At 71.0% G+C, this 12,009-nt stretch carries 13 protein-coding genes and 1 pseudogene; 5 read left to right on the top strand and 9 right to left on the bottom strand.

Annotated features, from left to right (window positions below; genetic code table 11):
- Positions 1–58: 58 nt before the first annotated feature.
- A complete protein-coding gene (locus tag IE172_RS25050; RefSeq protein ID WP_190099557.1) occupies positions 59–412 on the bottom strand; it encodes a hypothetical protein in 354 nt (117 codons plus the stop codon).
- Between IE172_RS25050 and IE172_RS25045 the strand changes: the two genes are divergently transcribed.
- On the top strand, positions 411–749 hold the full coding sequence (locus IE172_RS25045) for a hypothetical protein (RefSeq protein ID WP_190099556.1): 339 nt from the start codon (positions 411–413) through the stop codon (positions 747–749). The two genes, IE172_RS25050 and IE172_RS25045, sit on opposite strands and share 2 nt — an antisense overlap.
- 633 nt (positions 750–1,382) lie before the next feature.
- Here the strand turns inward: IE172_RS25045 and IE172_RS25040 are convergent.
- The 7 genes from IE172_RS25040 to IE172_RS25010 form a co-directional block, all read right to left on the bottom strand.
- On the bottom strand, positions 1,383–2,297 hold the full coding sequence (locus IE172_RS25040; protein WP_403378657.1) for an amidohydrolase family protein: 915 nt from the start codon (positions 2,295–2,297) through the stop codon (positions 1,383–1,385).
- Entirely contained in the window at positions 2,285–2,596 is a 312-nt protein-coding gene (locus tag IE172_RS25035) for an L-rhamnose mutarotase (RefSeq protein WP_190099555.1), read from the bottom strand. The genes IE172_RS25040 and IE172_RS25035 overlap by 13 nt, the downstream gene beginning before the upstream one ends.
- A gap of 402 nt (positions 2,597–2,998) precedes the next feature.
- Entirely contained in the window at positions 2,999–3,448 is a 450-nt protein-coding gene (locus IE172_RS25030) for a hypothetical protein (protein WP_190099554.1), read from the bottom strand.
- Positions 3,448–4,446, bottom strand: coding sequence for an aldo/keto reductase (locus IE172_RS25025; RefSeq protein ID WP_190099553.1), 999 nt, complete (start codon positions 4,444–4,446; stop codon positions 3,448–3,450). Before IE172_RS25025 ends, IE172_RS25030 begins: the two co-directional genes overlap by 1 nt.
- Positions 4,443–5,204, bottom strand: coding sequence for an SDR family NAD(P)-dependent oxidoreductase (locus IE172_RS25020; RefSeq protein WP_190099552.1), 762 nt, complete (start codon positions 5,202–5,204; stop codon positions 4,443–4,445). The genes IE172_RS25025 and IE172_RS25020 overlap by 4 nt, the downstream gene beginning before the upstream one ends.
- Positions 5,201–6,571, bottom strand: a complete 1,371-nt coding sequence (locus tag IE172_RS25015) for an L-fuconate dehydratase (RefSeq protein ID WP_190099551.1) — start codon at positions 6,569–6,571, stop codon at positions 5,201–5,203. Before IE172_RS25015 ends, IE172_RS25020 begins: the two co-directional genes overlap by 4 nt.
- Before the next feature lie 11 nt (positions 6,572–6,582).
- Positions 6,583–7,434 (bottom strand): fumarylacetoacetate hydrolase family protein, encoded by an 852-nt coding sequence (locus tag IE172_RS25010; protein ID WP_190099550.1) that lies wholly within the window; start codon positions 7,432–7,434, stop codon positions 6,583–6,585.
- Positions 7,435–8,126: 692 nt separating this feature from the next.
- Between IE172_RS25010 and IE172_RS25005 the strand changes: the two genes are divergently transcribed.
- The 3 genes from IE172_RS25005 (at position 8,127) to IE172_RS24995 (ending at position 10,083) form a co-directional block, all read left to right on the top strand.
- The gene (locus IE172_RS25005; protein ID WP_190099549.1) at positions 8,127–8,531 is read left to right on the top strand and encodes a MerR family transcriptional regulator; all 405 of its coding nucleotides are present in this window, start codon (positions 8,127–8,129) and stop codon (positions 8,529–8,531) included.
- 99 nt (positions 8,532–8,630) lie between these two features.
- Complete coding sequence (locus IE172_RS25000; protein ID WP_190099548.1) at positions 8,631–9,554, top strand: NADP-dependent oxidoreductase; 924 nt, start codon at positions 8,631–8,633, stop codon at positions 9,552–9,554.
- Between the two features lie 304 nt (positions 9,555–9,858).
- Positions 9,859–10,083: a hypothetical protein gene (locus tag IE172_RS24995; RefSeq protein WP_190099547.1), complete on the top strand. Its 225-nt coding sequence runs from the start codon at positions 9,859–9,861 to the stop codon at positions 10,081–10,083.
- Between the two features lie 219 nt (positions 10,084–10,302).
- On the opposite strand, the gene IE172_RS24990 is transcribed toward IE172_RS24995, so the two are convergent.
- Entirely contained in the window at positions 10,303–11,019 is a 717-nt protein-coding gene (locus IE172_RS24990) for a class I SAM-dependent methyltransferase (RefSeq protein WP_190099546.1), read from the bottom strand.
- Positions 11,020–11,791: 772 nt separating this feature from the next.
- Between IE172_RS24990 and IE172_RS34780 the strand changes: the two are divergent.
- Positions 11,792–12,009, top strand: a pseudogene (locus IE172_RS34780) (ALF repeat-containing protein); the annotation flags it as partial.

The following is a 12,009-nucleotide window of genomic DNA, read 5'->3' as shown; positions in this document are numbered from 1 at the left end:
CGGGCCGTTGCCGCCGACCCGCCGCTGGACGTCATGGCGGCGCCCAGGGCGTCCAAGGTCAGCCGATGTCGAAGTCCAGGTTGGTGACGTACCACCTGTCGTCGATCTTGCTGGAGTGGACCTTGACGTCGAGCTGCCCGGAATCGAGGCCGGTGGAGTGCGACAGGATGATCTTGTCGAGGGTCTGGCCGTCAATGGTGATCTTGTCGGCCGGGACCTTCACCGTTCCGTCTCCGGCGGCCGGGGTTTCAGCGACCTCGACTTCCGGGTCCGCCGAGGGCGGATCAGGGGTGAACGACTCCTGCAGCTGTCCGAGGTTCTGCTGGATCTGCTTCCCCTCGGGCGAGTCGCTGTCGCACGTCGACTCCGTGCCGGCCCGTGCGGGAGTCGAGCCGGTAGCGGCTTCGCCCATGAGCAAGCAGGCGTCCTTCGGCTGGTTTGTGACGACGGCGGTGACCCACGCCGCGATCGCTTTCTCAGCCGTGGACTGGTCAGCGGCCGAGCTCTGCGGCGCATCCGAGGCGCCCTCCTGCTCGCTGCCAGGTGACCCACCCGGATCGGCCGCAGTTCGCGAGTCGCTCGGACGAGGTTCCGTGTCGCCGGCGTCCGAATCGCTCGAGCACCCGGTGAGAGCCATGGCCGCCGCTATCGCCATGGTCCCGGCCTTCCAGCCGACGCTTCTGTGTCTGTCGCTCACTAACACCCCTTCGGTCGTCCTTCCGTGCATTCTGTGCATTCTGTGGGAGTGACGCCCCATGTGCTTCCGGGGCACCTTCCGGCGCTCCCGTCTCGGCATCACTTGCCTCACCAGAACGCTACAGGTGGCGAGTTGGTTCACCGTCGGCGTGTCGCCCGGTCCTCGGGGGCGCCGGGGAGCCGTCAACTGCTTCTCCACGAAGAGGTGTGTGCCGGGCGGTCGGTAGCCGGTCGTGCAGGGCTGTGACCGACCACTGAGTCACCGACCCGAAGCGGCGACGAGGCGGAGACGGCGGCCATCGCCGGCCCGGTGGCGCCGAAAGGTCCCACCGACGCTTGGCGCCCGTACCTGCCGGCCGTGGTCCGGCACACCGCGTCCCAGTGGGCTGACCGGGCCCGGCGGATCGACCTCGCACCCGAGTTCGACGAGTGGCTGCAGGGAACGGCGCACTACCGGAACGAGCCCCCAGCGGGTGAGGACCACGTGGTGCGTGCGGTGGAGGGCGGCCTGGTCGCGGCGGCTTTCCGGTCCCTGCCCGAGCAATGGCAGGCGGTGCTCTGGCACTTACGTTGTCCTGGAGCGGCATCCGGAGCAGTGCGGGCGGTGCCGTGGGGCGCTCCTGGAACTGTTCCCTCCGGTCTCCGAGGGACCCCGGCGGGCTGGCCGGGCGCTGAGGGCCCGGAGGTCATGGCGTCCGCGTTCCCTCACCGGGCGCACCCGCTTCGGACGGTCCGGCGCCCCGCAGCCCGTACACGCGGACGGCGGTGTCGTGGAACACCGCGTCCCTCTCCGCGGGGGACAGTCCCGCCGTGAGCGTGTCCGCGGTCCTGACGACCGTCGCGTAGTCCGCCCGCAGGGTGCAGACCGGCCAGTCGGACCCGAACATCAGCCGCTGGGGACCGAAGGCGTCGAGGGCGTTCCGCGCGTACGGTTCGAGGCTCTCGGTCCGCCACGCGCCGGGGGCGGTCTCGGTGACCAGGCCGGAGAGCTTGCCCGCGGTGTTGGGCAGGGCGGCGAGGCGGCGCAGGTCGGAGGCCCAGGGTTCCAGTGCCTCCGTGGCGATCGGGGGCTTGCCGAGATGGTCGAGGACGAAGGTCAGTCCGGTGAGCCGGGCTGCGGCCTCCGCCACGGCGGGCAGGTGGAAGGGCTTGACGACGAGGTCGTAGACGAGGCCGGCCGCGGCGACGGCCATCAGCCCGCGCTGGACGTCCGGGCGCAGCAGCCAGCGCGGATCCGGCTCCTCCTGCACCTGGTGGCGGATGCCGACCAGTCGGTCGCCACCGGGCTGTTCACGCAGCGCCGCGATCGCGTCGGCGACGTCCGGTGAGGTGAGGTCGGTCCATCCGACGACACCCGCGACCAGGTCGCCGCCGGCGGCGAGCGCCAGCAGCTCGGGCGTCTCCTCGGGCACGCAGACGGTCTGCACGACGATCGTGCCGGACACGCCCGCCGCCCGCGCCTCGGCGGCGAGATCCCGGGCCGAGAACGACCGGGCGAGCGGGGCGAGGTCATGGCCCGTGATCCATGGCTGCGGCCGGACCGCGAGGTCCCAGACGTGGTGGTGCGCGTCGATGATCCGCCGGCCGGTCACAGTTCCCACACCACCGGCAGGCCCGCGTCGGCGCCACCCTCGGAGTAGTCGTGGACGACGTCGAGGAGGTCGGCCATCCGCGCCTGCCAGGCCACGTTGACCGGGAGGTGTTCCAGTTCGGTGAGGAGCCGGGCGTAGTCCTCGCACTCCAGCAGGTGGAACAGTTCGCAGCCGCTGCGCCAGATGGTCCACGAGGTGACGCCCGCGGCGCGGATGGCGGCGGTGAGCTCGGTGGGCACCTCGCGGTGGGCGGCCTCGTACTGCGCGACGCGGTCCGCGCGTACGCGGGTGTGCAGGGCGATCCTCATGGCTGCTCCGGGTCGGTGGGGTCGACGACGACGACATTCAGGGGGCGCGGTCCGTGCACGCCTTCGACCCGGTCGAGTTCGATGTCACTCGTGTCGGAAGGCCCGGAGATGGGGTTCGGGGTGCCACGACCAGGTGCCTGCGGGCAGCAGCGTGTCGGGGGAGAGGCGCGGCAGGGCCGGCTCCCGGACACCACGGCGGGTGAGGATGCCGACGAGGGCGCCGGCCTGTCAGGCCCGGTCGGTGCGGACGACGGTGGCACGGTAGTCGGCGACCCGTTCGGCGAACTGGGAGAGACGATGCCCTCTTCCGGTGCGGTGTGACTGCGGCGATGGTCCCGTGGGACGGGGACCTCGGCGGTCGGTACGTCGGCCAGTACGGCGCGGATGCGGCCGAGGACGGCCTCACGGCTGCTCATCGCTTCCCTCCTTCCTCTCGCCTTCGCGTGCTCGTCGTGTTCGCGGTTCTGGCACCACTACTGGCGGAAAGATTCCGCGGGCGGCACGGGGATGTCGCGGGGGGCGGACCAGCCGTGGGCGGTAGGCGACCCGGTGGGGGAAACGCGCCTCCACGTCCGTGACGCCCAGGACGTCGGTGAGGGACTCGGTGAACTCGTGGACCCGGGGCCCCAGGCCGGCGACCTCCTCCTGGAGCGCGGCGGAGCCGTGGTTCCGGGCGGGCACGGGGTGGCTGTCACGGATCATCCCGGCGCGGGAGGCGGACGGGGTGACCACGGCGTCGTACGCGGCGAAGGTCCGCGTGAAGCGTTCCACCAGCGGGACGGCCTCCGGCCGGTAGCCGGTGTCCGGGAACATGGTGTCGTTGAAGCAGGTGAGGAACAGGACGATGCGCATCAGTCGGTGTCCTGGGGGGTGGGTACGTCGGCGGGGAGCAGCCCGCGTTCCTTGAGCTCCGCCCACAGCGCGTCCGGGACCGGGCGGCCGAGCAGGCCGGCGGCGTCCTGGACCTCCGCCGCGCTGCGTGCTCCGGTGAGGACGCTCGTGACGGCCGGGGACCCGAACGGGAAGTGCAGGGCGGCGGCGCGCAGCGGCACCCCGTGCCCCTCGCACACCGCCTGGAGCTCCAGTGCCCGGGACAGCGTCTCGAGGCGCGCCGGGGCGTAGTCGAAGGTGGCCCCGGGGCGCGGATCGGCGAGCAGGCCGGAGTTGAAGACGCCTCCGACGACGACGCCGACGCCCCGCTCGGCGGCGAGCGGCAGCAGCTCGACGAGCCCGGACTGGTCCAGGAGCGTGTAACGGCCCGCCAGCAGGACGGCGTCGACGCCGGTCTCGCGGACGAAACGGGTGAGCGGGCCGGCGTCGTTCATGCCCGCGCCGATCGCACCGACCACTCCCTCGTCGCGCATCCGCTCCAGTTCCGGGTACGCCTCGTCGAGAGCCTGCTCCATGTGGTCGTCGGGGTCGTGGAGGTAGGCGATGTCGATCCGCTCCAGACCGAGCCGTTCCAGGCTCTCCTCGACCGACCGGCGCACACCACGGGCGCTGAAGTCCCAGCGCCGGCGGTGGGTGGCGGGGACGGCGAAGCCGTCGGCGAGGTCGTCGCCCGCGGTCGCCGGGACCGGCTCCAGGATGCGGCCGACCTTGGTGGACACGGCGTACTCGTGGCGCGGCCGTGCACGAAGGGCCGCGCCCAGGCGGCGCTCGGACAGCCCGAGACCGTAGTGGGGGGCGGTGTCGAAGTACCGGACGCCCGCCTCCCAGGCGGCGTCGACGGCCCGTGCGGCCTCGTCGTCGGTGACGGGGGTGAACAGGTTGCCGATGCCCGCCGCACCGAAGGCCAGCGCGCCGACCCGTACGGCGCGGCTTTCGAGCCGGTGGTGCCGTGGGGTCACGGCTGCGGCTCCGGTCGCAGCCGCAGGCCGGCCATGCCGCCGTCGACCGCGAGGGCGGTGCCGGTGGTGCTGCCGGCGGCGGGGGAGGCGAGGTGGACGATGGCGGCGGCCACCTCCTGGGCGGTCACCAGGCGCCCGGTGGGCTGGCGTGCGTCGAGCGCGGCGCGCTCGGCGGCCGGATCGGCGGCGGCGTCGAGCAGGCGGCCGACCCACGGGGTGTCGACGGTGCCGGGACTGACGCAGTTGACGCGGATGCCCGCACGGACGTGGTCGGCGGCCATGGCCAGGGTGAGGGCCAGGACCGCGCCCTTGCTGGCCGAGTACAGGGCGCGCTGCGGCAGACCCGCGGTGGCGGCGATGGAACAGGTGTTGACGACCGAGGCAAAGGAGGAACGGCGCAGGTACGGCAGGGCGGCCCGGGTGGTGCGGACGATGCCGAGGACGTTGACGTCCAGCACGCGGTGCCACTCCTCGTCCGGGTTGTCCTCCACGGTTCCGACCGCCCCGATACCGGCGTTGTTGACCAGGACGTCGATCCCGCCGAGCGCTTCGGCGGCCCCTTCGACGGCGGCGCGGACGGCGCGGTCGTCGGTGACGTCGGCGGTGAAGCCGCGCAGGGGTGCGGGCACCCCGCTCGGATCGCGGTCGAGGACGGCGACGTCCGCGCCGTGTTCGGCGAGCAGCCGCGCGGTGGCGAGGCCGATACCGGAGGCGCCGCCGGTGACGACGGCGGTGAGAGAGGCGAGAGCGGTCGTCATGCGGGGACCTCCGTGTCCTGGCCGGGCGCGCCGGCGGTCGTCGTGGCGGCCTCCGCCGCGTCGGCGGCCCAGAACGTGCCGTGCGGATAGGTGTACATGTCGATGCTGGCCTGCTTCATGGCGGCCGAGAAACCGGGCGAGGCGGGGGGCCGGTAGTGACCGTCGGCGACCACCACCGGGTCCAGGAAGTGCTGGTGGAGGTGGTCGACGTACTCGATGACACGGTTCTCGAGGGTGCCGGTGAGGGCCACGAAGTCGAACATCGAGAGGTGTTGGACGAGTTCGCACAGACCGACGCCGCCGGCGTGCGGGCAGACCGGTACGCCGAACTTGGCGGCGAGCAGCAGGACGGCGAGGTTCTCGTTGACCCCGGCCACGCGTGCGGAGTCGAGCTGGAGGACGTCGACGGCGCCGGCCTGGAGGAGCTGCTTGAAGACGATGCGGTTCTGCACGTGCTCGCCGGTGGCGACCTTGACGGGGTGGACGCCGCGCCGGATGGCGGCGTGGCCGAGGATGTCGTCGGGGCTGGTGGGCTCCTCGATCCAGTACGGGTCGAACTCCGCGAGCGCCCGTGTCCACGCCACGGCCTCGTCGACGCCCCAGCGCTGGTTGGCGTCGATGGCCATCCGGACGTCGGGGCCCACGGCCTCGCGGGCGGCACGGCAGCGGCGGATGTCGTCGTCGAGGTCGGCGCCGACCTTGAGCTTGATCTGGGTGAATCCCTCGGCGACGGCCTGCTGGGCGAGGCGGGTGAGCTTCTCGTCGGAGTAGCCGAGCCAGCCCGGGGAGGTGGTGTAGGCGGGGTAGCCGCGGCGCAGCAGCTCGGCGGTCCGCTCGCCGGCGCCCTGCCGGCCCCGGTGCAAAAGCTCCAGGGCTTCGTCCGGGGTCAGGGCGTCGGTGAGGTAGCGGAAGTCGACCTGGGAGACGAGCCAGACGGGGTCGGCGTCGGCGAGGAACCGCCACAGCGGCTTGCCCTCGCGCTTGGCCGCCAGGTCCCAGACAGCGTTGACGACGGCGCCGATGGCCATGTGCATCACGCCCTTCTCCGGCCCCAGCCAGCGCAGTTGGCTGTCGCCGATCAGGTCGCGGTAGAGCGAGCCGGGGTCGGCGCACAGGTCGGCGACGGGCCGTCCGACGACGTGCTCGCGCAGCGCGTCGATGGCGGCGACCTGGACGTCGTTGCCGCGGCCGATGGTGAAGGTGAAGCCGTGGCCCTCGTGGCCGCCCTCCGTGGTGCGCAGGACCAGGTAGGCGGCGGAGTAGTCGGGGTCCGGATTCATCGCGTCGGACCCGTCCAGCTCCCGTGAGGTCGGGAAGCGGATGTCGTAGGTGTCGACGGCGGAGATCCGCGCGGGGGTTGCGGACAACTCGGTGCCTTTCACGCGTTGATGAGCTTCTGCCGCTGGGTGCCGAGACCGTCGACGGACAGTGCGACGGTGTCGCCCGCGCGCAGATAGGGGGTACCGGGCAGGCCGAGGGCCACGCCGGCCGGGGTGCCGGTGTTGATGACGTCGCCGGGGCGCAGCACCATGTACTGGCTGAGGTACCAGACGAGGTACCCGACGTCGAAGATCATGTTCTTGGTGGTGCCGTCCTGGCGGACCTCGCCGTTGACGGACAGGCGCAGGCCGAGCCGCTGCGGGTCGCCCACCTCGTCACGGGTGACGAGCCAGGGGCCCAGCGGGTTGAAGGTCTCGCAGGACTTGCCGAGGTCCCACTGCGGGGAGTACTCGAGCTGGAACTCCCGCTCGGAGACGTCGTGGCTGACCGCGTAGCCGGCGATGTGACCGGCCGCTTCGTCGGGGCCGGTCAGGTAGCGGGCCTCGGCGCCGATGACGACAGCGAGTTCGACCTCCCAGTCGGTCTTCACCGAGCCGCGGGGGATGCGTACCTCGTCGTAGGGGCCCACGACGGTGGACGGGTCCTTCATGAAGACCACCGGCCGCTCGGGGACGGCCGCGCCGGTTTCCTCGGCGTGGTCACGGTAATTGAGGCCGACGCACACGACCTTGCCGGGGCGGGCGACGGGAGCGCCGATCCGCCGGCCCGCGGTGTCGAGGCGCGGCAGTGATCCCTCGGCCAGTGCCTGCCTGACCCGGTTGACTCCGCCGGAGGCGAGGAACGTCCCGTCGATGTCGGCGGTGACCTCCGTGAGAGAGAAGGCGACGCCGTCCTCGCCGAGGACCGCCGGCGTCTCCCGGCCCGGTTCCCCGACTCGCAACAGCTTCATGTTCTTCCCCTGTCGTCGCGTGTGGAGGCCCATGTCCTCCGTCGATCGATACATCGGATGACTTACCCGGGCTCGACCATACGAGCGACCGGTGATCCTCCGCAAGAAGACATCCGACCTTTCCGTTTGCGTGCTCGACCGCCCAGCGGCCGCGGAGAAGTTCAACGTGTTCCTTCGGCCGCCCTGAAGTGCGCCGTGACCCGTACGTCCGTATTCAAATCCGTCTGACGTCTCCTCTTGTCAGCCAAGCTGGCGACTCGTAAGGTCCACGATGCCGCAAGCCATCCGATGAGTCAGAGGTCGCGCTCCTCGGCAGACCTGCCAGGACGCCCCTCCCACCCGTCCGCGGGGGGAGCGCGTCACTCCCGGCCCGCCGGTGACGTCGACCCGGCTCCCACGCCCGCGTCCCGCTCGCCCGCCCGCGGCCCACAGCAGAAGACCCATCATGGTCGTCGTGGTCCTCGAAAGAGGCGTTACGTGGCGAGCACGGTCACCAGCCCGTGCCCGGCCCAAGGGGCGAGCTCGAGTCGTTCTGGACACTGGTGTCGACGTACTGGGGAAGGTGCTCGGACATGTGCAGATGAACGTGCTCAGTCGCGGCACCGGGGGCCCTGTGGCGGTGGAACTGTCCGCGCGCGTTCGTGACTTGACGGCGGTCCGAGCCTGGGGCGTGCGGGCGTAGGCTTCGAAGGATGCGGATAGGGGAGTTGTCCAGGCGCACGGGCGTGAGTGCGCGCTCGCTGCGGTACTACGAAGAGCAGGGCCTGCTGACCAGTTCACGCTCCGACACGGGACAGCGGCACTATTCCGGTGCTGCCGTCCAGCGCGTGACACTCATACGGCAGCTGTTCGACGCGGGTATGTCGAGCAGGGTCATCGCGACCGTATTGCCGTGTGTGGACATCCCCGGTGACCTGGGCGTGGCCGAGGAGACGTTCACGGCGATGATGCGTGAGCGCGACCGGATCGACGCCGACATCGCGCGCCTGATCGAGACCCGGGAGGCACTCGACGTGCTGATCAGAGCCAACAGCCGGCACCGGGCGGAGCTGTCCACGGCCCCCGGAACCGGTGGCCCCGCCGCCCTGACGCTGTGATCTGCGTCTCAGCCGGTTGCCCCTCACACCAATGTCAGAGGTGAGGATGGCGACTGCGCCCGGAGTCACCGGGTCAGGTCGTAGGAGAGGCGGCGCAAGATGGGGCAGGCGTGGGGTTTCGGCAGGTACGGCGGGCCCGAGGTGCAGGAGTTCTTCGATCGTCCCGACCCTGTCCCCGGTCGCGGCGAGGTGCTGATCCGGGTCGAGGTCGCCGGCGTGAATCCCCTCGATCACCTCCTGCGCTCGGGTCTGGTCGACGGGTTCGACGGCGGGCGCCCGTTTCCCCGTGTGCTGGGCATGGAGGCAGCCGGAACCGTTCTCGCCCGGGGCGAGGACGTCAACGAGCTCGAGGTGGGTGACGCGGTCTTCGGCTTCGCCCTCACCGGTGGCGGCACCTACGCCGAGACGACGGTGCTGTCCGCGCCGCACACCGCGCGCATCCCGGAGGGTCTGTCCGCGACCGTGGCGGCGACGCTGCCGGTAGCCGGGACTACAGCGGTGGACGTGCTCGATCAGCTCAGCCTCCCGGCCGGTGCCACCGTCCTGGTCAACGGGGTCGGGGGCGGGGTCGGCCTGGCCGTCGCCCGGCTGGCTGTCGGGCGCGAGCTGCGTGTGATCGGCACCGGGAGTACCGCCAAACGCGAGCACGCCGAGGCCATCGGAGTGCGGTTCATCGACTACACCGCCGAGGACGTGGCCGCCGCGGCACGCGAGCTGGTTCCGGACGGCTTCGACGGGATCGTCGACCTGGCCGGAGGCACCTCGCTGCGGACGGTCGCTCCGCTGGGCCAGGATCCCCGTAACGTCATCGCTGTGGGGGACATGTCCGTGGCCGATCTCGGTGGGTGTTTCGTCGAGCGTCGCGTCGACCGCGAGAACCTGGAGCGGTCGGCCAGGCTGGCCCTCGACGGACTCCTCGCACCCGTCATCACCGCGGTCCACCCGCTCGCCGACGCCCCGGCCGCCCTCGCCACCGTCGAGAACGGTCACACCTCGGGCAAGGTTGTCATCAAGGTGGCATGAGAAGTGCCCGGTCGTCCGACGCTGCCGACCGTCCCCCGCGGACTGACGAGAACCCGTGGGCAGGGCATCATCAACTGAGCACGTTCACCTGTACGGGGCCGAGCACGTTCAGTCGTACGCCGACACCCCGCGGTGTGATGGGTCTCCTGCCCCTGACGGAGCCCGATCGAGCCGAGGGATGCCGACCGCAGCGGAAATTCGGGGCCGGCGGTGTCGGATGGTGGCTGTGGGGATCGGAATCTGTGCCGGCCGTGCCTGGTTGCCTTCACTCGCCTCACGGAGCCCGGCGGTGCACGCTGGGGGTGTGACCAGCGTTCCGATCGTCGTGCACCGGCCCTCGCTCTCCGGCGGCCGGAGGGTCACCGTGCACCGTCACGGACGCGATGAAATTCTCGGCACGGCCTACAGCGACCACGACCTGGTGGTGTTCCTCGAGCGTGCCGGCATCGCCAATCCCGACGATCTCCTGGACCAGCCCCAGTGGGTCGAGTGGCGTGACGGTCCGGCCCATGACTTCAGCGCTGCCTGACCGTTCCCGTGCGCCGTCGCGCCCGTAACCACTTCCTACCATCGGCGTGCGAGGCTGCCGCGGTGCGCCATGCCAACCGTCGGTCCACGGTCTGTTCGCGGGTGCCATCGCGGTTCGGTCCGCGGTGGGCACTCGTGTACTAACACGGCGTGGTGCCATGGCAGTGACCGACGCGCGGTCGTCGTCTGGTTCGGGTGACCTTCGTGTGTCCTACCACGATCAGCAGAATGGTCGGAATTCTTTGAAGTCCGGTGTGGGACGGGGGTCGGGCAGTCGGTAGGCGCCGGTTCGCGGCTGACCGTTGGCCGGGTCGGTGGTTCCGCCGGCCAGGGCGTCCGGCATCGGATGCCATCCCAGGTTGGTTTCGAAGTACGCCGCGGCGGCGCCGACCGATGGCCACCAGAGGTCGTCGAGCAGCACGATCCCGCCGGGCCGGACGATCTCGCTCAGGAAGTGGAGGTCGACGAATACGTTGTGGAAGTGGTGGCTGCCGTCGACGAACGCGGCGTCCGCGACGAAACCCGCACCGGCCAGCCGGGGAAGGAAGCGCTGCGATGGTTCGGCGACCAGCTCGGCGATGCCGTCCAGGCCGGCGTTGCACAGCAGTTCCCACCCGACACCGTCGTATGCGGTGAACTGGAACGGGTCGATCACCACATGTCGTGGGTTTCGTGAACCGGTCCTCAGCAGGGCCTCGCCGATCGCCAGCGCCGAGCCGGCATAGGCGAGCCCGATCTCCACGACCGTGCCGACCCGCTCTGCCACCAGGAGGTCACGTACCTGATCACCGTCGCGCTCCGGCAGCGTGACGGTGACGAAGTCCGGACCGCCCTCGGGACTGCGCGGCGGCCCGTGCTCGGTGAGCGCGCGGCGTACGGCGGCTACTCGATCCGGCCACTCGCCTGCGGCGCCGTCCGGTTGCGTGGACGAGTTCACCAGGCGCGCTCCCTTCTGGCTGAGGACACGGGACACCACCTACTCTGGCACGCAGAGTGGCTGTCTGGAACGTTGAGTCACCACCGACCCGGCCCGGGACTCGCTCGCGTAGCCACTGGGTAGAGGTGGACGGCAGCGTCCACAGGGCAGTCCAAGCACGGGGGTGTGTCGCTGGCCAGGGGCGTCCACACGTCCTCGGCGGGGCCGTGCTGCTCGACGTCCTAGGACGGCGGCTCCCAGCCGCACCTTACCGGCGAGGGCTGCGACGAGCGGGCTGGGCGACCGTCCTGCAGGTTGCTGATCCTGTCCTCCAGCCTGCTGCGGGAGGACCGGTGTGGGCGAGTAGCGGGCGGGGGAGGGTCGGATACCGGCGCATCCGGTCGGGCTCTGCGGTGGTGCGGTGGTGCCGGGTGGGTCGGGTTTCGTGCTGGTGCAGCCGCGCGAACTCCGGGACGAAGTCTCGCCCCATGATCCGGCGGCTCGACCTAACAGTCCACACACCGGTCTGGCCCCCTACCAATCTTCGATCTCCTCCAGGGGCTGATGAGGTGCTGGACCGGTGCATGCATCACCTGCGGACGACCTGACCCACCCAAGGAAGTCGCCGCACACAGGGCAGACCTTCACGAAGCACGCCACGTCCGCGGCAACGGTGCCCTGCGACCGCACCTGGGCAACGGTCACTGTCAGACCCAAGTGGCAGCATCAGCGATGTGAACGCCCTAATGCGTCCGCAACTCACCTCCGCAGCAAACGAAGAGGAGCATTCCCCTTGCGACTGCATCGCGTAGCGCCCGGCATCGCCGCAGGTATTGTCGCCCCGGCCATCCTGCTCGCCACCCCGTCCTTCGCCGCCACGGCGGCACCGACCGCGGCGACGGTGCCCGCAGTGTCCTCGTCCGCGAACGAGCCGGACGCCGACGACCTGAGGGTGGCCATAGTCCGGATCCTCGCCGACCCGGACAGCGGCCGGCGCGTGACGCGAGAAGC

This window comes from Streptomyces griseoflavus, from assembly GCF_014649995.1.
In the GTDB taxonomy this organism is placed as follows: domain Bacteria; phylum Actinomycetota; class Actinomycetes; order Streptomycetales; family Streptomycetaceae; genus Streptomyces; species Streptomyces griseoflavus.
The sequence above is the reverse complement of the archived record's forward strand: the minus strand, read 5'-3'. Positions and strand labels throughout refer to the sequence as shown.